Genomic DNA, 20238 nt, shown 5'->3' with positions numbered 1-20238 from the left:
AATATGGTCGGGGTAAGGGGATTCGAACTCCTGACATCCTGCTCCCAAAGCAGGCGCGCTACCGGACTGCGCTATACCCCGGTTTGAAATTGGCTCCGTGACCAGGACTCGAACCTGGGACCCAATGATTAACAGTCATTTGCTCTACCGACTGAGCTATCACGGAACTACATATTTCAAAGTACTACGGTGTTGCTTGCTACCTTCTCTTCGGCCCGTCCGTATCGCTACGTTCGCGTCTCTGAGGCGCGCTATTCTACAATCTTAAAAACCCCTGTCAACCCTTTAAATTGCTTTTAAGACAATGATTTGCGCTTCTTTCTGATTTCTCCTTGGGGAGAAGAAACCCGTGGGCTGACGTTGCTGCGGGGCGCACTTTACAAGCCTTTGCCTTACAGTTCAACGCCCTATCGAAAAAAAAGGCCCCGCAATGCGGGGCCTCTGCTTACAACCACCCAATCCGGGCTTAGTGGAAGACGATTTCGTCGTTTTCTACCGTGGCCTTGACGCTGGTCCCTGGCACAAAGCTGCCCGACAGGATCAGTTGCGCCAGCGGGTTCTCGATCCAGCGCTGGATCGCCCGTTTCAAAGGCCGTGCGCCATACACCGGGTCGTAGCCGACGGCGATCAGCTTGTCCAAGGCCTCGCTGCTCAGCTCCAGCATCAGCTCGCGCTCTGCCAGACGGCTGCGCAGGCGGCCCAGCTGGATCTCGGTGATGCCAGCGATCTGATCCCGCGCCAAAGGCTCGAAGATCACCACTTCATCGACCCGGTTGATAAATTCCGGACGGAAGTGGCTGGTCAGCGCATCCATGACTGCAGCACGCTGGCCCTCACGATCCCCGACCATCTCCTGGATCTGTACCGAACCCAGGTTGGAGGTCATCACGATCACCGTATTACGGAAGTCCACGGTACGTCCGTGGCTGTCCGTCAGCCGGCCATCTTCCAGCACTTGCAGCAACACGTTGAACACATCCGGGTGGGCCTTCTCGACCTCGTCCAGGAGGATCACCGAGTAAGGCTTGCGCCGTACCGCTTCGGTCAGGTAGCCGCCTTCCTCGTAGCCCACGTAGCCTGGTGGCGCCCCGATCAACCGCGCCACGGAGTGTTTCTCCATGAACTCGGACATATCAATACGCACCATCGCCTCTTCAGTATCAAAGAGGAACTCGGCCAGGGCCTTGCACAGCTCGGTCTTACCCACACCGGTCGGGCCGAGGAACATGAACGAGCCGCTCGGGCGGTTCGGGTCGGACAACCCGGCCCGGGAACGCCGTACCGCGTTGGACACGGCCACCACGGCCTCTTCCTGACCAATCACGCGCTGGTGCAACAGGCTTTCCATACGCAACAGTTTGTCACGCTCGCCCTCCAGCATCTTCGACACCGGAATACCGGTCCACTTGGACACCACCTCGGCAATTTCTTCCTCGGTCACCTTGCTGCGCAGCAACTGGTTTTCACTGTGGCCATGCTGGTCAACCATTTGCAGGCTGCGCTCCAGGTCCGGGATCACCCCATACTGCAACTCGGCCATGCGGTTCAGGTCGCCTTTACGCCGGGCAGCTTCCAGTTCCTGGCGCGACTGCTCGATCTTTTGCTGGATCTGTGCGGAACCCTGCACTTCGGCTTTTTCCGAGGTCCAGATTTCTTCCAGGTCCGAATACTCACGTTCCAGGCGCAGGATTTCTTCCTGGAGTTTTTCCAGGCGTTTCTTCGCCGCGTCATCGTCTTCTTTTTTCAGCGCCTGGGATTCGACTTTTAGTTGAATCAGGCGCCGCTCCAGACGGTCCAGCACTTCAGGCTTGGAGTCGATCTCCATGCGGATCCGGCTGGCCGCTTCGTCGATCAGGTCGATGGCCTTGTCCGGCAACTGACGATCAGTGATATAGCGATGGCTCAATTTGGCCGCCGCAATGATCGCGCCGTCAGTGATCGCCACGCGGTGGTGGACTTCATAGCGCTCTTTCAAGCCACGCAGGATCGCAATGGTGTCTTCTTCGCTCGGTTCTTCCACCAGGACTTTCTGGAAGCGCCGCTCAAGGGCCGCGTCCTTTTCAATGTACTGGCGGTACTCGTTGAGCGTGGTGGCCCCGACGCAATGCAACTCACCCCGGGCCAGTGCCGGCTTGAGCATATTGCCGGCGTCCATCGAACCTTCGCCTTTACCGGCGCCGACCATGGTGTGCAGTTCGTCGATAAACAGAATGATCTGCCCTTCCTGCTTCGACAGCTCGTTGAGCAGGGATTTGAGGCGCTCTTCAAACTCGCCACGGAACTTGGCACCGGCGATCAACGCCCCCATGTCCAGGGACAGCAAGCGCTTGCCCTTGAGGCCGTCCGGCACTTCACCATTAATGATGCGCTGGGCCAGGCCTTCGGCGATGGCGGTTTTACCCACCCCAGGCTCACCGATCAGCACCGGGTTGTTCTTGGTGCGACGCTGCAGGACCTGGATGGTGCGACGAATTTCATCGTCACGCCCGATCACCGGGTCCAACTTGCCGTCTTCGGCGCGCTTGGTCAGGTCAACGGTGTATTTGTCCAGGGCCTGGCGCGACTCCTCATGGTTGGGGTCATTCACCGCCTCGCCGCCGCGCAGGTTGTTGATGGCATTTTCCAGGGCCTTTTTGCTCACACCCTGGCCCAGCAACAACTTGCCGAGCTTGCTGTTGTCATCCATGGCGGCGAGCAGCACCAGTTCGCTGGAGATGAACTGGTCACCCTTTTGCTGGGCCAGGCGATCGGCCTGGTTGAGCAGGCGCGCCAAATCCTGGGACATATTCACGTCGCCCGTCGGATTCTGGATTTTCGGCAGTTGGTCGAGCTCTTTGCTCAATTCCTTGCGCAGGCTGTTGACGTCGAAGCCCACCTGCATCAACAGGGGCTTGATCGAACCACCCTGCTGTTCGAGGAGTGCCTGCATCAAGTGCGCGGGCTCGATGGCCGGATGGTCGAGGCCAACCGCCAGGGATTGGGAATCCGATAAGGCCAATTGTAATTTGCTGGTTAAACGATCAATACGCATTAGTCACCTTCCTTTTGAGCAGGCCGGAGCTAGGTACGAGCGAGCTTGCTCGCGATTAACGCATCCTGAATGAAGAAACCTGCCAGATACCCTTATAGATGGGGTGGATTCTGGAAGATTCAAGCCGGCCATGCTTGATATGGATCAGCAGAGTCTAGCGTTCGAGCCAGATAAGGGAGGCAAATCGACCGGTGCGCGGGCTGCGCCGGTAAGAAAAGAAGCGTGGGTCGGTTACGGTACACAAACCGCCACCGTAGACGGCAGTGATACCCCGCGCAGCCAGGCGCAGGCGCGCCAACTGGTAGATGTCGGCCAGGAACTTGCCCGGGTTGTGGCTGGGCACAAAGGCTTCGGCCGTTTGCGCAAGTTGCTGCATGAAGGCTTCACGCACTTCGGGGCCGACTTCAAAGGCCTTTGGGCCGATCGCCGGACCCAACCAGACCAGTATGTCGGCAGGTGCAACATCCAGGCTGTCGGCGGCGGCTTCCAGCACGCCCGCCGCCAGGCCACGCCAGCCGGCATGGGCGGCGGCAACCCGGGTCCCGGCTTTGTTGCAAAACAAGGCCGGCAGGCAATCGGCGGTCATCGCCGTGCAGGCGATGCCGGGCGTATCGGTCCAACTGCCATCCGCCTCGGCAATCTGTCCCGGATCGGCCTCAACCACGACCACACCATGGACCTGGCGCAGCCAGGCCGGCTGGATAGCGAACGCGGCAGTGAGGCGACGACGGTTTTCCAGTACAGCCTCAGGGCTGTCCTCGACATGATCGCCTAAGTTGAGGCTGTCGAACGGCGCCAGGCTGACGCCGCCCGCACGGGTGGTGACGCAGGCTTTGACCCCGGCCGGCGCAGGCCAGTCAGGAATCAGCCAGTCCTTCATCCGACAAAGGCCTCGCGGTCTTGCTTGAGCAGCGACAGCAGCCAGACAAAATCGTCGGGCAGTGGCGATTCCCAACTCATCCGCTCACCGCTCGTCGGATGATCCAGCTCCAGGAAGCGTGCATGCAGCGCCTGGCGCGGGAACGATTTCAACGATTCGACCATGGTCACGCTGGCGGCCGGCGGAATGCGGAAGCGACCACCGTAGGCCGGATCGCCGACCAACGGGAAGTTGATATGCGCCATATGCACCCGGATCTGGTGGGTACGGCCGGTTTCCAGCTTGACCCGCACATGGGTGTGGGAACGGAAACGCTCCAGCACGCGATAGTGGCTGACGGCCTGCTTGCCGCCCTCCATCACCGCCATGCGCTGGCGCTGCTGGCCGTGGCGACCGATAGGCGCATTGATTTTGCCACCGGCTACAACCACACCAATCACGATGCACTCATAGATACGGCTGACACTACGGCTCTGCAATTGTGTGACCAACTGCGTCTGCGCCTGGATGGTCTTGGCCACCACCATCAGGCCGGTAGTGTCCTTGTCCAGGCGGTGGACGATGCCGCAGCGCGGGACATTGATGATGTCCGGCACATGGTGCAACAAGGCATTGAGCAAGGTGCCATCAGCGTGCCCGGCCGCCGGGTGAACCACCAGGCCTGCGGGTTTGTTGATCACCAGGATGTCGTCGTCTTCATAGACGATATCCAGCTCGATGTCCTGGGCGACCCATTCTCCCTGGGCTTCCTGCTCGGCAGTCAGCTCAAGAACCGAACCGCCATGCACTATGTCTCGCGGGCGGATAACCGCTCCATCCACAGTCAGGCGGCCGTCTTTGATCCAGGCGGAAAGGCGCGAGCGCGAGTGCTCAGCGAATAGTTGTGCGGCGACTTGATCGAGGCGTTGGCCGCCCAATTCGGACGGCACCTCTGCGCGAAGTTCAATTTTATCGGACATGCTCAGACTAGGCGTGGCACAGCCTTTGGTTTCGGCTGCGCGCTTGTGGTTAAATACGGCGTCTTTTGCCCCGAGGCTTTCATCGGGGCGCTCATCATAACAGGACGGCCCCGCCCAAGACAGCGGCCGTCATAGGGACGCAAGCCGCCATGCAAGTGAAACACCTGCTGCTGATCGCCATCCTCGCCATGACTGCTGCTTGCTCGTCAACAAAGGACGTCGTCGACGAAAACCTCAGTGAAGTCGAGCTGTACCAGCAGGCTCAGGCCGACCTGGACAACAATAGCTACACAAGTGCCACGGCCAAGCTCAAGGCCCTGGAGTCGCGCTATCCGTTTGGCCGCTATGCCGACCAGGCCCAGCTCGAACTGATCTATGCGAACTACAAGAACGCCGAGCCGGAAGCTGCAAAATCCGCTGCCGAGCGTTTTATCCGCCTGCACCCGCAGCACCCGAACGTGGACTACGCCTACTACCTCAAGGGCCTGACCTCGTTTGACCAGGACGTTGGCCTGCTGGCGCGCTTCCTGCCGCTGGACATGACCAAGCGTGACCCAGGTGCCGCGCGCGACTCCTATAACGAGTTCGCCCAGCTGACCAGCCGCTTCCCCAACAGCCGCTACGCCCCGGACGCCAAGCAGCGCATGATCTACCTGCGCAACCTGCTGGCTTCCTACGAAATCCACGTGGCCCACTACTACCTGACGCGCCAGGCCTATGTCGCCGCCGCCAACCGTGGCCGCTATGTAGTGGAAAACTTCCAGGAAACCCCTTCCGTGGGTGATGGCCTGGCCGTGATGACCGAGGCTTACCAGCGCCTGCACCTCGATACCCTGGCGGCTACCAGCCTGGAAACCCTGAAACTCAACTACCCGGACCACCCGAGCCTGCAAGACGGCCAGTTTGTGCCGCAGGTTGCCGAAGCGGACAACCGCTCGTGGTTGAGCAAGTACACCCTGGGCCTGATCGAGTCCCGTCCACCGCTGCCACCGGGCGAAACCCGCGCCAACCAGGACATCCTCAAGCAGTACCAGGACGCCAAGGACGCCATTCCGTCCGAGCTCAAGCCGCACAACGAGAACGGCGACGTGATCGAGGAAGAAGCCCCCGAAGCCCTGGGCAACAACCAGGATCGCTCGTGGTTCAGCTACATGACGTTCGGTGTCTTTGACTGAAGCCCCGTCTGGTAGCGCAAGAAGGAGCCCCCCAGGGCTCCTTTTTTTATGGCGCGACTTTATTACCCTGTGCGCCGGCAATACCTTTGGCTAAACTGCCGGATTCCCTGTCGAGAAGCTGCCTGCCATGGTTCGTTTACTGTTCTGGATTGCCCTGATTGCTGCTGCGGTATGGTTCTGGCGCAAGTTCAAGCGCCCCGCTTCGACGCAGCAACAGCCCGGCGAACAAGGCGCTGCGCCCATGGTTCGCTGTGCGCACTGCGGCGTGCACCTGCCTCAGGACCGGGCATTGAGCCAACGCCAGGAGTGGTACTGCACCCAGGCGCATCTGGAGCAGGGGCCGAAGTCTATCGAGCGCTGAGTACTCAGGAGCCGGGTCTATATCCGACCAGTGGGCGCATAGGGCGCCGGGTCGATCACCGGCTCATGCCCCAGCAGTAGGTCAGCAAATAACTGACACGACGCCGGCGCCAATACCAGGCCATTACGGTAATGCCCGCAGTTGAGCCACAGCCCTTCAAACCCTGGCACCTTGCCGATATAGGGGATGCCCTCCGGCGAACCAGGCCGCAAACCGGCCCAATGCCCCACCACCTCGGCATCCACCAGGGCCGGAATCAGCTCCACAGCCGAGGCCCTGAGGCTGTCCAGGGCCGACTCGGTCGGCGTCTTGTCGAAGCCTTCATGCTCCAGCGTGCTGCCAATCAGGATATGCCCGTCCCGGCGCGGGATCGCATAACGCCCCTTCGCCAGGACCATGCAGGATAGAAAGTCCGAGGCGCACTTATACAAAATCATCTGGCCCTTGACCGGCTCCACCGGCAGCGTCAGCCCCAGGCTGGCGAGCAGCTCGCCACTCCAGGCACCGGCCGCGAGTACCACCTCATCACCCCGCACCTCACCCTGCGCGGTATTGACCCCGACAATGCTGCCACCCTCCTGGATAAACCCCTCTACCGCGCAATGCTCATGCAGGGTCACGCCAGGTAACGCCAACAACGCCGCCCTGAGGGATTTGACCAGGCGCGGATTGCGCACATTGGCCACGTCCGCCATATAAATGGCCTGTGCAAACCCAGGCCCCAATACCGGAACCGCATCACGGGCGGCCGAGACATCCACCTTGCTCAATGGCCGCCCTTCCCGAGCAGCCCAGGCCAGGGCATCGGCCTCGTCGTCGAGGTCCAGCCAATAGAGGCCGGTGGTATGCACCTCCGGGTCCACACCAGTGGCGGCAAACAGGCGCTGGGCCAGTTGCGGGTAAAAATCCTGGGACCAATGGGCCAATGCCGTGACGGCCGGGCTGTAGCGCCATGGGTATAGCGGCGACACGATCCCACCACCGGCCCAGGAAGACTCCTGACCGACCGACGAACGGTCAAGCACGACCACCGCCCGCCCCTGGGTTGCCAGGTTGAACGCCGTCAACAGCCCGATAACACCACCACCCACAACCACGACTTGCTGTTGCTTGGTCATTGTTCGATCCAGCCCATAAAAAGAAAGGAGTGCCCCAGGCACCCCGTCGCCCACCCGCCTCATCGCCCCCAGCACTCCTGACGCGTGGTGCCGGGCGCTGCGCCGGGATTGGCCCGTGCGCCAGTGCTGGTCAAACTGAACTCACCACAAGGATCGCCCAGCATCGCAGCGGCAAAAGGCGTCGCGATCAGGGTGAAATCCTGCGGGTTCAGCGTCACCGTGATTCTATAGCGATCATTGCCGCTGCTGATGCCGCCCGCATCAATAAAAGTGCCATTTCTTACGTAATAGCGCTCCAGGTGCTGGGCTTGCTCCGTGAGCAGCCCGACGATTTCTGTGCGGTAAGCCTTCTTCACATGGGCGGTGTACCCCGGATAAATCACTGCGGCCAAGGTGCCAATGATCGCCAGCGCGATCAGTAACTCGATCAGGGTGAACCCTTTGCAGTTGCCACTCATCGTGATACCCACCTACTGAAGTTGTCGCCACAGGATTCGTCGAAATCGCTCATCGGCCCCAGCATCCGGGGCTACCCACGCATAGACGCTCTCCAGAACGGTGCGCGACTGGCCACTGATCCCCACTGCCGTGACCCGATACAACGTCGCCGGGGTGTCGGGTGGCAAATGGGCCAGCCCGCTACCGGCCCCCAGGTTTTGAATGCCGTAGAGGCCCGCCTGCATGCCAACCCAAGTGACAGCCGAGACCGGATCGACACCCGGCCGGCTGATGACATGCGCCTCGTTCGGCGGTGCACAGGTAACCCGTGACTGACAGGGCGACAAACCAAACCCACGCGCCTGTACAGCCGACTCACCGCGCCTGAGCCCGCTTTCGGCAGCCTGAAACGATTGGTTGCGATGCCAGAGGCTGCCGGCGAGCTGTTCCTGCGACGTCGCCCCCTGCATTGATGACAGCCCGAGAACCGTCAACAACAGCAGCACTACCAGGCTGATCAGCAGCACCATGCCGCGCTGCCTGGGGGCCGGCATCCGGCACTCGCTATTCAAGGCGATTACGCACGGCGGCGACGGCGCTGTAGACCTGGTCCCGCACACGCCCCGCCGGGTCGCGCAGTGTCAACGCCACACGCACACTGCGGATCAGCGACTCATCGCCGGGGTGGCCCTCATACCGGGCCACGACATTGGACCCAGGCCGGCTGGCCACCCCGAAGCTCAACTCGAACGCCCCTACGTTATCCACCAGCACCGCCTTGGCCGGCGTTGCCGGAGTACTGAGCTTCACCTGCCCTGACTCAAAGGTGTAGGTCAGTTTGCGCACGGGAAAAGCGATCTGCCCGGGCCCAGGCCTGGGCGGCACCCCCGAATAGGCCTGGGCGCTGTCGACACAGTTACTGAGCACCGTCCAGTCTGGACGACTGCCCTGCTCACCGACATCACCGGTGACCAACGTCAGGCTGGTCGAGGCACCATTGACCACCACGCTGACCGGCCTGGAAAAGTCAGCAGGCGCCTGGGCAATCAAAGGCAGGGACAGGCAACCAAACATCCCCGCCAGGCGAATCTCCTGAATCATCTTGCCCAGGACAAAGCGCCCATCGTCCTGCAATAACGCCGACGCGTGCTGGCTGGCAGCGGTGCTGCGGGCGGCCAGCATCACCTGGACCGCCGCCAGGACCACGATCAACCCCAAGGTCGCCGCCAGCAAGGCTTCGACCAGGCCAAAACCCGCACAGGAGCGCCTCATCGTGCCGGCCTCGGGTCAACGGCGACGCGACTGGTCAGGGTGAATGTTTCACGGGTATTGCCAGCATTGGCTGCACGCGAATCATCCCAGCTGATGCTGATGGTTACCTCGCGCTGGTCGAGCGCAATCGAACCTTTGGCGGTATCGCCGGCCAGTTGGCTGATATTGGCCTCGAAGTCGAGCAGATCCAGGTCCCGGACACTCGCGGCCATACTGGTGGCGGGCGCCACATCACCGCTCTGCCAGGCGTAGTCGGCACCGAAGTTGGCGCGGATCCGGTCGAGCATGTCGTAGGCGATGAAGCTCGCCTGGCTGATCATCCTGGCACTGTCGGTGTACTTGAGCGCATTCAACTGGATCAGCCCGGCCCCCAACAGGCCAACCCCGAGAATCAACAGCGAGACCAGCACTTCGACCAGGCTCATGCCAACCTGCCGGTCAGTTGGAGGGGGTGTACAAGAGGTTGCCGAGCAAGCCCGCATAACCATCGTCATCCTTGTCCAGGGTCATCAAAACGGCCGAGAGAGCCGTGCGTTACCCAAGACTAGCGCCGCTCCCGCAGCCGCGCTGCCCCTCGGAATAAAGGGAAATACTTTGGACAGAAAGGCCATCACTGCACGGGCGTAGACCGCCGCTATAACTAGTACTGCCACAGTCGAATGAACTGTCCACGGAGGGACAAGGTATGAAACAACACGGTTTCACATTGATCGAATTGCTGCTCGGCTTGCTCGTCAGCGGCATCCTGGCGCAATTGGCGGTGCCCGGCTTCAAGAACCTGCTGGACTCCCACATGCGACTGAACGCGGCGCAGACATTGGCGTCCGGCCTGCGCTACGCCCGCACCCAGGCCATTGCGCGCAATCGAACGGTGATCATCCATGCCCTGGAGGATGACTGGAGCCGAGGCTGGAGGGTGGTGGTAGACATGAATGGGCGCGGCCATCTGGACGACGACAACCCGGTACTGCTGGAGCGCCAGGACAATGGGCGGGTTCCCATCGTGGGCAATACTCCGGTGCGCACGCAGATTCGCTTCAGTGGGCTGGGCGAACCCCTGCTGTCTGCGGGAGGGTTTCGCGCCGGCACCGTGCATGTGTGCTCAACGGACCAGCCGCTGAGCCTGCATCAAGTGGTGCTGGCGCCCACCGGTCGGATCAGCCTGCGCAGCGACAAGGCCGAGCAGGCCTTGTGCCGCGGGTACGACGAACTGGGACTCAGAGCAGCGAGCGAACCCGCAACTCCTTGGGCATGGAGAAAGTGATGTTTTCTTCACGCCCCGCCAACTCGTCGGCGCCTGTCGCGCCCCACGCCTGCAATTGCTGGATCACCCCACGCACCAGGACTTCCGGCGCCGAGGCACCCGCCGTGATGCCGATGCGCTCGACACCGTCGAACCAACTGCGCTGCAAGTCTTCGGCGCCGTCGATCAGGTACGCCGGGGTGGCCATGCGTTCGGCCAGTTCGCGCAGACGATTGGAGTTGGAGCTGTTGGGGCTACCCACTACCAGCACCACATCGCACTCGTCGGCCAGTTGCTTGACGGCATCCTGGCGGTTTTGCGTGGCGTAGCAGATGTCGTCCTTGCGCGGCCCACCAATGGCGGGGAAACGGGTACGCAGGGCGTCGATGACGCGACTGGTGTCATCCATCGACAAAGTGGTCTGGGTCACGAATGCCAACTTTTCAGGGTTATGCACTTGCAACTCAGCGACGTCTTTTTCATCTTCCACCAGGTAGATCGCGCCGCCATTGCTGGCGTCGTACTGGCCCATGGTGCCTTCGACTTCGGGGTGGCCGGCATGGCCGATCAGGATGCACTCGCGGCCGTCGCGGCTGTAGCGCGCCACTTCGATATGCACCTTGGTCACCAGCGGGCAGGTCGCATCGAATACCTTCAGGCCACGGCCTGCCGCCTCGGTGCGCACGGCCTGGGAAACGCCATGGGCGCTGAAGATGACGATGACGTCATCCGGCACCTGATCCAGTTCTTCGACAAAAATAGCACCACGGGCCCGCAAGTCTTCGACCACGAACTTGTTGTGGACCACTTCATGGCGCACGTAGATCGGCGGCCCGAAGACTTCCAGGGCGCGATTGACGATTTCGATCGCCCTGTCCACGCCGGCGCAGAAGCCACGGGGGTTGGCGAGTTTGATTTGCATGCTGTGCCTCGTGTCTTTGTGGGAGCTGGCTTGCCTGCGATAACGCCGCCTCGGTGTACCCGTTGCTCCAAGGCGATGCTATCGCAGGCAAGCCGGCTCCTACAGGAACCGGTTTCGTCAGTTAGAGCGCTTTAACGTCGATGATTTCAACATCAAAGGTCAAGGTCTTCCCGGCCAACGGGTGGTTGAAGTCGATGGTCACCTGAGTGTCATCGAAGGTTTTGACCACGCCAGGCAGTTCGGTATTCGCCGCATCGTTGAAGATCACCAGCAAGCCTTCCGACAGTTCCATGTCCTGGAACTGCGAACGCGGGATGATCTGTACGTTTTGCGGGTTGGGCTGGCCAAAGGCGTTTTCCGGCGGGATCTGCAAATTGCGCTTGTCGCCGGCCTTGAAGCCGAACAAGGCGGCCTCAAAACCCGGCAGCAGGTTACCGTCGCCGACCTTGAAGGTCGCCGGGGCCTTGTCGAACGTGCTGTCGACCGTGTCGCCGCTCTCCAGGCGCAATGCAAAATGCAAGGTGACTTCCGTGTTCTGGCCAATACGTTGTTCGGCCAATACTTGTTCAGTCATTTACGGCTTCTCCGGGCTTGTTGCCCTTGAACATATCCAGCGCCAGCATGATTGCGCCAACGCAGATGGCGCTGTCGGCAAAGTTGAACGCCGGGAAGTACCAGCGGTTCTGCCAATGCACCAGAATAAAGTCGATCACATGGCCCAGGGCAATGCGGTCATACAGGTTACCCAGCGCACCGCCCAGCACCAGGGCCAGGGCGATAGCCAGCCAGGTGTCATTGCGCCCCAGGCGCTTGAGCCAGACCACCAACACCGCACTGACCACCACGGCGATCAGGGCGAACAGCCAGCGCTGCCAGCCGCCGCTGTCAGCCAGGAAGCTGAAGGCGGCGCCGGTGTTATAGGCCAGGGTCCAGCTGAAGTAGTCAGGAATCACCACGATCTGCTGGAACATTTCCAGGGTGCCCTCGAAGTGAGCCTTGCTGACCTGGTCGATGACCAGAACCAGCAAGCTCAATACGAGCCAACCCAGACGTCCGAAACGGCTGGTTTTAGGCATAGTGGCGAACCTCGCCGGCACCGCTGATGTTGTCGACGCAACGACCGCAGATTTCTGGATGCTCGGGGTTCACGCCAACGTCTTCACGGCAGTGCCAGCAACGGGCGCACTTGGCGAAGGCCGACTTGACCACCTTGAGCTTGAGGCCCGGCACTTCGGTCGCGACCGCGTCAGCCGGGGCCTGGGCGAAGGGTGCCAGGCTGGCTGTCGAGGTGATCAGTACAAAGCGCAGTTCGTTGCTCAGCTTGCCCAGGTCGGCGCTCAGGCCTTCCTCGGCAAACAGGGTGACTTCAGCCTGCAGGTTGCCACCGACGGCCTTGGCCGCACGCTGGACTTCCAGTTCCTTGTTCACCGCAACCTTGACGGCCATCACGCCTTCCCAGTACTCGCGGCCCAGCTCGAAGTCGGCCGGCAATTCGGTCAGGCCTTCGTACCAGGTGTTGAGCATCACGGACTCGTTACGCTCGCCCGGCAGGTATTCCCACAGCTCGTCGGCGGTGAAGGCCAGGATCGGCGCGATCCAGCGCACCAGCGCTTCGGTGATGTGGTACAGCGCGGTCTGCGCCGAACGGCGGGCCTTGCTGTCGGCGCCAGTGGTGTACTGGCGGTCCTTGATGATGTCGAGGTAGAAACCACCCAGCTCCTGCACGCAGAAGTTGTGGATCTTCGAGTAGACGTTCCAGAAACGGTATTCGCCGTAGTGTTCCTGCAACTCGCGCTGCAGCAACAGGGTACGGTCCACGGCCCAACGGTCCAGGGCGAGCATTTCCTCGGCCGGCAGGATGTCGGTGGCCGGGTTGAAGCCGGTCAGGTTCGACAGCATGAAGCGTGCGGTATTACGGATACGACGGTAGGCATCGGCGCTGCGCTGCAGGATCTGCTCCGATACGGCCATCTCGCCCGAGTAGTCGGTCGAAGCCACCCACAGGCGCATGATATCGGCGCCCAGGGTGTCGTTGACCTTCTGCGGCGCGATCACGTTGCCCAGGGACTTGGACATCTTGCGACCGTTCTCGTCGACAGTGAAGCCGTGGGTCAGCAGCTCGCGGTACGGGGCATGGTCGTCGATGGCGCAACCGGTCAGCAGCGACGAGTGGAACCAGCCACGGTGCTGGTCCGAACCTTCCAGGTACAGGTCGGCGCGCGGGCCGGTCTCGTGACCCATCGGGTGCGAACCGCGCAGCACGTGCCAGTGGGTGGTGCCCGAGTCGAACCACACATCGAGGGTGTCGCTGATCTTGTCGTACAGCGGCGCTTCATCACCGAGCAACTCGGCAGCGTCCAGCTTGAACCAGGCTTCGATGCCTTCCTGTTCCACGCGCTGGGCCACCACTTCCATCAGTTCGACGGTACGCGGGTGCAGCTCGCCGCTTTCCTTGTTCAGGAAAAACGGGATCGGCACGCCCCAGTTGCGCTGGCGGGAGATGCACCAGTCCGGACGGTTGGCGATCATCGAGTGCAGGCGCGCCTGGCCCCAGGCCGGGATGAAGCCGGTGTCTTCGATGGCCTTGATGGCACGCTTGCGCAGGGTTTCGCCCGCGACAGGCTCTTTGTCCATGCCGATAAACCACTGCGCGGTGGCGCGGTAGATCAGCGGAGTCTTGTGGCGCCAGCAGTGCATGTAGCTGTGCTTGATGGTTTCGGTGTGCAGCAGCGCCCCGACTTCCGACAGTTTGTCGATGATCGGCTGGTTGGCCTTGAAGATGAACTGGCCGCCGAAGAACTCCAGCGACGGCGCGTACACGCCATTGCTCTGCACCGGGTTGAGGATGTCATCGTTGACCATGCCATAGGCTTTGCAGGTCACGAAGTCGTCCACGCCGTAGGCCGGTGCGGAGTGAACCACGCCGGTGCCCGAACCCAGCTCGACATAGTCCGCCAGGTACACCGGCGACAGGCGGTCGTAGAACGGATGACGGAAGTTGATCAGTTCCAGCGCCGAGCCGGTGGTGGTGGCGATCACCGAACCTTGCAGCTCATAACGGGCCAGGCAGGCCTCGACCATTTCCTCAGCCAGCACCAGCAGGCGATCACCGATGTCCACCAGGGCGTAGGTGAATTCCGGGTGCACGTTCAGCGCCTGGTTGGCGGGGATGGTCCACGGGGTAGTGGTCCAGATCACGATGGCGGCGGGCTTGGCCAGGCTCGCCAGGCCAAAGGCCTCGGCCAGCTTGGCGTCGTCGGCGATCGGGAACGCGACGTCGATGGTCGAGGACTTCTTGTCTTCGTACTCAACTTCCGCTTCGGCCAGGGCCGAACCGCAGTCAAAGCACCAGTTCACAGGCTTGAGCCCCTTGAACACGAAGCCGCCCTTGACGATTTCGGCCAAGGCACGGATTTCCCCGGCCTCGTTCTTGAAGTTCATGGTCTTGTACGGGTTGGCCCAGTCGCCCAAGACACCCAGGCGGATGAATTCGGACTTCTGCCCTTCGATCTGCTCGGAGGCGTAGGCACGGCACAGCTCGCGGGTTTTGTCGGCGCCCAGGTTCTTGCCGTGGGTCACTTCGACCTTGTGCTCGATCGGCAGGCCGTGGCAGTCCCAACCCGGGACATAAGGCGCGTCGAAGCCCGCCAGGGTTTTCGAGCGGATGATCATGTCCTTGAGAATCTTGTTCAGCGCATGACCGATGTGAATCGTGCCGTTGGCATAAGGAGGGCCGTCGTGCAGGACGAACTTCGGACGATCCTTGCCAATCTCGCGCAACTTTCCGTACAGGCCAATACTGTCCCAGCGCTGCAGGATCTGCGGTTCGCGCTGTGGCAGGCCGGCCTTCATTGGGAAGGCGGTGTCCGGAAGGTTTAGCGTGGCTTTATAGTCGGTCATTTAAGGCTCTTCATTAGCGATGGGCGCTAGGTGCGGCTAGTGCACGGGCGGCGGCGACATCCGCATTGATCGCCGTTTTCAGCGCCTCCAGGGAGGCGAATCGCTGCTCTTCACGCAGCTTTTGGTGGAAAACCACCGTCAAACGCCGGTCATACAAATCCCCGGCAAAATCCAAAAGGTGAACTTCCAGGTGGGCCTTGCCATCACCTGCAACCGTTGGCCTGACGCCTATGTTGGCGACTCCGGGCCACGGTTGGCCGTCGATATCGACACTCACCAGGTACACCCCGGTCAGTGGCACACGACGGCGCTTGAGTTGCACGTTGGCGGTTGGCGTGCCCAGTTGGCGCGCCAGCTTCTGGCCGTGCAGGACCCGCCCGGCAATCCGGAACGGGCGGCCGAGCAAACGCTCGGCCAAGCCGAAGTCGGCAGCCGCCAGGGCATTTCGCACCTGGGTGCTGCTCACGCGCAGGCCGTCCAGTTCGACGGTTTGCGCGGCTTCGACGGTAAACCCCTGGGTCACGCCGGCCTGTTGCAGGAAATCGAAATCCCCTACCCGGTCGCAACCAAAGCGGAAGTCGTCGCCGACCTCCAGATGCTGCACGCCCAGGCCATCGACGAGGATACGGTCGACGAACTCAGTGGCGCTGAGACTGCGCAAACGCTGGTTGAAGGCCAGGCACAACACCCGGTCCACACCCTCTTCGGCCAGCAGCTGCAGTTTATCCCGCAGGCGGGCCAAACGGGCCGGGGCCGTCTCGGGGGTGAAGAACTCACGGGGCTGCGGCTCGAAAATCACCACGCAGCTGGGCACGCCCAACTCGACGGCACGCTCGCGCAGCCGCGCCAGGATAGCCTGGTGGCCACGGTGAACACCGTCAAAGTTGCCAATAGTGGCGACGCACCCCCGATGCTCGGGGCGCAGGTTGTGAAGACCTCGAACCAGCTGCATAACGCGCTTCTTGCTCATAAAGTGGTCGATTATAACCACACCCGGCCCCAGACGACAGGCAACAGCACAGGCCAAATGATGCGAATCGAAAAAACAGCCGGCTTATTGTTGATTGCGATCAATTGAGCGCCTTGCGATTGAAATCCCGCAGGCGGAAACCCAACAGCAGCAACATGCCAAAGTAAGCGATCACACCGGCCATGACCAACAGGCCCAGGCGCAGGAATCGCTCAAGCATCTGCCCCTCGCCCCACGCCGGCATCCAGTGCATCAACCCCAGCAATACCGCCGACATCACCGCCACCGCCACCAGCAACTTGAGGGCGAACAGGCCCCAGCCCGGCTGCGGCTGGTACATTTTCTGTTTGCGCAGTTGATAAAACAGCAGGCCGGCATTGATACACGCCCCGGCACTGATGGCCAGGGCCAGGCCCGCGTGTGCCAGCGGCCCGATGAAGACCAGGTTGAACAACTGGGTGACCACCAGGGTGAAAATAGCGATTTTCACCGGGGTACGGATGTTTTGCTGGGCGTAAAAGCCCGGCGCCAGGACCTTGATCACGATAATCCCCAGCAACCCCACCGAGTAGGCGATCAGGGCACGCTGGGTCATCAAGGCGTCAAAGGCGCTGAACTGGCCGTACTGGAACAGGGAAACGGTCAGCGGCTCGGCCAGGATCCCCAAGGCCAGGGAACAGGGCAGCACCAGCACAAAGCACAGGCGCAGGCCCCAGTCGAGAATGCGCGAGTATTCCTGGCGATCCTGGCTGGCATAGGTCCGTGCCAGGGTCGGCAGCAAAATGGTGCCCAGCGCCACGCCCAGCACGCCGGAAGGCAATTCCATCAGGCGGTCGGCGTAATACATCCACGACACGGAGCCGGAGACCAGCAGCGAAGCAAACGCGGTATTGATGATCAGGGAGATCTGGCTGACCGACACCCCGAGAATCGCCGGCAGCATGTTTTTCATCACCCGCCACACGCCCGTGTCCTTGAGGTTCAGGCGTGGCAGCACAAGCATGCCGATCTTCTTCAGGTGTGGCAGCTGATACAACAGTTGCGCCAGGCCACCGGCCAGCACCGCCCAGCCGAGCGCCATCACCGGCGGGTCGAAGTACGGCGTGAGGAACAGGGCAAAGATGATCATGCTGACGTTAAGCAGGGTCGGCACAAACGCCGGCACCGAGAAGCGGTTCCAGGTATTGAGGATCGCGCCCGCCAGGGAAGACAGGGAAATCAGCAATATATAAGGAAAGGTCACCCGCAATAGATCGCTGGTCAGGGCGAATTTTTCCGGTGTGTTGGCAAAACCGGGGGCTGTGGCCCAGATAATCCAGGGCGCGGCGAGCATGCCGGCGATGGTCACCAGCATCAGCACCAGGGTCAGCAGGCCCGAGACATAGGCGACAAAGGTACGGGTGGCCTCTTCGCCCTGCTGGGTCTTGTACTCGGCCAGGATCGGCACAAAGGCTTGGGAAAACGCGCCCTCGGCGAAGATCCGCCGCAGCAGGTTGGGCAGCTTGAACGCGATAAAGAAGGCATCCGTGGCCATGCTCGCGCCAAAGATACGCGCAATAAGGGTGTCCCGCACAAACCCCAGAACCCGGGAAATCATGGTGATAGAGCTGACGGCGGCCAACGACTTGAGCAGATTCATTGAAAGAGTTTTTGCCTATAGATAAAGAGCAGGCGTACAAAGCGCCCACTTATGCGATACTGCGCGCCTGCAACAGCACAGAGCCAAAGCTCGCGAGTTTACAGGTCAAGCGCCGGAAATAAATCACCCGCCTCTTCAGATCGACCACTCAGCAGTTCGCATCAGCCGCCCTTGACAAGACTTCAACTCATCGGCATGATTCGCGGCCTATTTTGTTTGCTATTTCCTAAAAAGTCTTTCGAGGAGCTCGACGGTGGCCAACACACCTTCCGCCAAAAAACGTGCAAAACAGGCTGAGAAGCGTCGCAGCCACAACGCCAGCCTGCGTTCCATGGTTCGTACCTACATCAAGAATGTAGTTAAGGCCATTGACGCAAAAGACGCTGAAAAAGCTCAAGCTGCTTACGTTCTGGCCGTGCCAGTTATCGACCGTATGGCCGATAAAGGCATCATCCACAAGAACAAAGCTGCTCGCCATAAAGGTCGTCTGAATGGCCACATCAAGGCACTGAACCTTGCTGCTGCAGCCTAAGCGATAAGCTTGTTAAAAAACCGACCCCAGGGTCGGTTTTTTATTGCCTGCCATTTATGCCCCACCCCATAACAAATGTGGGGGCTGGCTTGCCTGCGATGGGTATTAACATTCAACATTGATGTCGACTGTTAAACCGTTATCGCAGGCAAGCCAGCTCCCACATAAAGCAGAGCAAAGTTACCAGGCTTATTGCGCGCTAGGCCACGGCAGGATCGGAATCGCCGTCACCGCATTCTGCGGGCTGCCTTCGATCAGGCGGTCGCTGTAGACCAGGTACACCAGGGTATTGCGCTTCTTGTCGAGGAAACGCACCACCTGCATGGTCTTGAATACCAGCGAGGTGCGCTCCTTGAACACCTCATCGCCATCCTTGAGCTCACCCTTGAAGTGGATTGGCCCCACCTGGCGACAAGCAATCGATGCCTCGGCACGATCCTCGGCCAAGCCCAGGCCACCCTTCACCCCGCCGGTCTTGGCCCGCGACAGGTAGCAGGTCACACCATCCACCTTGGGATCATCAAAGGCTTCAACCACGATTCGATCGTTCGGACCGACAAACTTGAACACCGTCGACACCCGGCCAATCTCTTCAGCCGAAGCCAGCAGCGGCATGACCATCAGCAAGCCGAGCAATCCCTTCATTACACCCATCGCAGTTATCCCTTTAGACCAGAATCAGGTTGTCGCGGTGAACCAGTTCCGGCTCAGCCATATAACCCAACAGACCGACAATCGACTCAGACGACTGCCCAATGATTTTCTGCGCCTCAAGGGCGCTGTAGTTGGCCAGGCCACGGGCGATCTCGCGACCGTCCGGCGCCACGCACACCACCATTTCACCGCGCCGGAAGCTGCCCTGGACCAGCTTGACGCCTACCGGCAACAAACTCTTGTTGCCCTGGGACAAGGCAGAAACAGCCCCAGCATCCAATACCAAAGTACCGCGCGTCTGCAGATGGCCAGCCAGCCACTGCTTGCGCGCCGCGAGCATGCCGCGCTCAGGCGACAGCAGCGTACCGATGCGCTCGCCGGCCTTGAGGCGATCCAGCACACGCTCAATGCGCCCGCCGACGATGATCGTATGAGCCCCGGAACGGGCCGCCAGGCGCGCCGCGCGCAGCTTGGTCTGCATACCGCCACGCCCCAGCGCACCACCGACACTGCCCGCCACCGCATCGAGCGCCGGATCATCGGCTCGCGCTTCGTAAATCAACTGGGCATCCGGGTTGTTGCGCGGATCGGCGTCGAACATGCCATCGCGGTCCGTGAGGATCACCAGCAGATCAGCCTCCACCAGGTTGGCCACCAACGCCGCCAGGGTGTCGTTGTCACCAAAGCGGATCTCGTCGGTGACCACGGTGTCGTTCTCGTTGATCACCGGGATCACCTTGAGCTCGACCAGGGCACGCAAGGTGCTGCGGGCATTGAGGTAGCGCTTGCGGTCGGACAGGTCATCATGGGTCAGCAGAATCTGCGCCGTGTGGCGACCGTGCTCGGCAAAGCTGGACTCCCAGGCCTGCACCAACCCCATCTGGCCAATGGCAGCAGCGGCCTGCAACTCATGCATCGCGCTGGGTCGCGCGGTCCAGCCGAGGCGGCTCATCCCGGCGGCAACCGCCCCGGACGACACCAGCACCAACTCGACACCGGCCTCATGCAAGGCCACCATCTGTTCAACCCAGACGCTCATGGCTGCGCGATCCAGCCCCTTGCCATCCGCCGTCAGCAGCGCACTCCCGATCTTTACGACCCAGCGTTGCGCACCCGTCACTTTGCTCCGCATCATCTTCAACCT

The 20238-nt window shown here is 61.2% G+C and carries 20 protein-coding genes and 2 tRNA genes; 4 read left to right on the top strand and 18 right to left on the bottom strand.

The genetic code is table 11. From position 1 onward, the window contains the following. Window positions 1-4 precede the first annotated feature (4 nt). The 5 genes from AC07W7_RS19655 to rluD all read right to left on the bottom strand — a co-directional run bounded on the left by AC07W7_RS19655 (window position 5) and on the right by rluD (window position 4870). Window positions 5-81: transfer RNA gene (locus tag AC07W7_RS19655), tRNA-Pro, on the bottom strand. Between the two features lie 9 nt (window positions 82-90). Then, window positions 91-166, bottom strand: a tRNA-Asn gene (locus AC07W7_RS19650). Between the two features lie 300 nt (window positions 167-466). Then, complete coding sequence (gene clpB / locus AC07W7_RS19645) at window positions 467-3031, bottom strand: ATP-dependent chaperone ClpB (protein WP_076963590.1); 2565 nt, start codon at window positions 3029-3031, stop codon at window positions 467-469. A 154-nt stretch (window positions 3032-3185) separates the two neighbouring features. Beyond that, a complete protein-coding gene (gene pgeF, locus AC07W7_RS19640) occupies window positions 3186-3911 on the bottom strand; it encodes a peptidoglycan editing factor PgeF (protein ID WP_169866266.1) in 726 nt (241 codons plus the stop codon). Next, window positions 3908-4870 carry a 23S rRNA pseudouridine(1911/1915/1917) synthase RluD gene (gene rluD / locus AC07W7_RS19635; RefSeq protein WP_495039942.1) on the bottom strand — a complete coding sequence of 321 codons (963 nt, stop codon included), beginning with the start codon at window positions 4868-4870 and terminating at the stop codon, window positions 3908-3910. Before rluD ends, pgeF begins: the two co-directional genes overlap by 4 nt. Before the next feature lie 149 nt (window positions 4871-5019). Between rluD and AC07W7_RS19630 the strand changes: the two genes are divergently transcribed. Further along, the gene (locus AC07W7_RS19630) at window positions 5020-6045 is read left to right on the top strand and encodes an outer membrane protein assembly factor BamD (protein ID WP_076963588.1); all 1026 of its coding nucleotides are present in this window, start codon (window positions 5020-5022) and stop codon (window positions 6043-6045) included. Between the two features lie 127 nt (window positions 6046-6172). After that, the gene (locus AC07W7_RS19625) at window positions 6173-6406 is read left to right on the top strand and encodes a PP0621 family protein (protein ID WP_057958399.1); all 234 of its coding nucleotides are present in this window, start codon (window positions 6173-6175) and stop codon (window positions 6404-6406) included. Between the two features lie 17 nt (window positions 6407-6423). Here AC07W7_RS19625 and thiO read toward each other — a convergent pair whose 3' ends face one another. The 5 genes from thiO to pilV are packed head-to-tail and all read right to left on the bottom strand — an operon-like array spanning window position 6424 to window position 9716. Further along, on the bottom strand, window positions 6424-7524 hold the full coding sequence (thiO, locus tag AC07W7_RS19620; protein ID WP_495039941.1) for a glycine oxidase ThiO: 1101 nt from the start codon (window positions 7522-7524) through the stop codon (window positions 6424-6426). A 59-nt stretch (window positions 7525-7583) separates the two neighbouring features. Beyond that, window positions 7584-7982 (bottom strand): type IV pilin protein, encoded by a 399-nt coding sequence (locus AC07W7_RS19615; RefSeq protein ID WP_169900954.1) that lies wholly within the window; start codon window positions 7980-7982, stop codon window positions 7584-7586. Window positions 7983-7994: 12 nt separating this feature from the next. Next, window positions 7995-8492: a pilus assembly PilX family protein gene (locus AC07W7_RS19610; RefSeq protein ID WP_495039940.1), complete on the bottom strand. Its 498-nt coding sequence runs from the start codon at window positions 8490-8492 to the stop codon at window positions 7995-7997. Window positions 8493-8526: 34 nt separating this feature from the next. After that, complete coding sequence (locus tag AC07W7_RS19605) at window positions 8527-9234, bottom strand: PilW family protein (RefSeq protein ID WP_076963584.1); 708 nt, start codon at window positions 9232-9234, stop codon at window positions 8527-8529. Then, on the bottom strand, window positions 9231-9716 hold the full coding sequence (gene pilV / locus AC07W7_RS19600) for a type IV pilus modification protein PilV (RefSeq protein ID WP_413469179.1): 486 nt from the start codon (window positions 9714-9716) through the stop codon (window positions 9231-9233). The genes AC07W7_RS19605 and pilV overlap by 4 nt, the downstream gene beginning before the upstream one ends. Before the next feature lie 203 nt (window positions 9717-9919). On the opposite strand from pilV, the gene AC07W7_RS19595 reads away from it, so the two are divergent. Next, entirely contained in the window at window positions 9920-10498 is a 579-nt protein-coding gene (locus AC07W7_RS19595) for a GspH/FimT family pseudopilin (RefSeq protein WP_076963582.1), read from the top strand. Here the strand turns inward: AC07W7_RS19595 and ispH are convergent. The 6 genes from ispH to murJ all read right to left on the bottom strand — a co-directional run bounded on the left by ispH (window position 10452) and on the right by murJ (window position 17908). Continuing rightward, window positions 10452-11399 (bottom strand): 4-hydroxy-3-methylbut-2-enyl diphosphate reductase, encoded by a 948-nt coding sequence (ispH, locus tag AC07W7_RS19590; RefSeq protein ID WP_032861885.1) that lies wholly within the window; start codon window positions 11397-11399, stop codon window positions 10452-10454. The genes AC07W7_RS19595 and ispH overlap by 47 nt on opposite strands. Before the next feature lie 121 nt (window positions 11400-11520). After that, complete coding sequence (gene fkpB / locus AC07W7_RS19585) at window positions 11521-11958, bottom strand: FKBP-type peptidyl-prolyl cis-trans isomerase (RefSeq protein WP_495039943.1); 438 nt, start codon at window positions 11956-11958, stop codon at window positions 11521-11523. 7 nt (window positions 11959-11965) lie between these two features. Then, window positions 11966-12475, bottom strand: coding sequence for a signal peptidase II (lspA, locus tag AC07W7_RS19580; protein ID WP_076963580.1), 510 nt, complete (start codon window positions 12473-12475; stop codon window positions 11966-11968). Beyond that, a complete protein-coding gene (gene ileS, locus AC07W7_RS19575; RefSeq protein WP_076963579.1) occupies window positions 12468-15299 on the bottom strand; it encodes an isoleucine--tRNA ligase in 2832 nt (943 codons plus the stop codon). Before ileS ends, lspA begins: the two co-directional genes overlap by 8 nt. A 13-nt stretch (window positions 15300-15312) precedes the next feature. Next, window positions 15313-16251 carry a bifunctional riboflavin kinase/FAD synthetase gene (gene ribF / locus AC07W7_RS19570; RefSeq protein WP_076963578.1) on the bottom strand — a complete coding sequence of 313 codons (939 nt, stop codon included), beginning with the start codon at window positions 16249-16251 and terminating at the stop codon, window positions 15313-15315. 118 nt (window positions 16252-16369) lie between these two features. Next, window positions 16370-17908 (bottom strand): murein biosynthesis integral membrane protein MurJ, encoded by a 1539-nt coding sequence (gene murJ, locus AC07W7_RS19565; RefSeq protein WP_495039939.1) that lies wholly within the window; start codon window positions 17906-17908, stop codon window positions 16370-16372. 253 nt (window positions 17909-18161) lie between these two features. On the opposite strand from murJ, the gene rpsT reads away from it, so the two are divergent. Next, window positions 18162-18440: a 30S ribosomal protein S20 gene (rpsT, locus tag AC07W7_RS19560; protein ID WP_003215870.1), complete on the top strand. Its 279-nt coding sequence runs from the start codon at window positions 18162-18164 to the stop codon at window positions 18438-18440. 189 nt (window positions 18441-18629) lie between these two features. On the opposite strand, the gene AC07W7_RS19555 is transcribed toward rpsT, so the two are convergent. Together AC07W7_RS19555 and proB are read right to left on the bottom strand one after the other, a co-directional pair. Then, window positions 18630-19094 (bottom strand): CreA family protein, encoded by a 465-nt coding sequence (locus AC07W7_RS19555; RefSeq protein ID WP_076963576.1) that lies wholly within the window; start codon window positions 19092-19094, stop codon window positions 18630-18632. Between the two features lie 13 nt (window positions 19095-19107). Beyond that, a complete protein-coding gene (proB, locus tag AC07W7_RS19550) occupies window positions 19108-20226 on the bottom strand; it encodes a glutamate 5-kinase (RefSeq protein WP_032861877.1) in 1119 nt (372 codons plus the stop codon). Window positions 20227-20238: the final 12 nt, after the last annotated feature.

This window comes from Pseudomonas sp. GW821-FHT01D09 (assembly GCF_059422465.1).
This window is presented reverse-complemented; position numbering and strand designations above follow the sequence as displayed.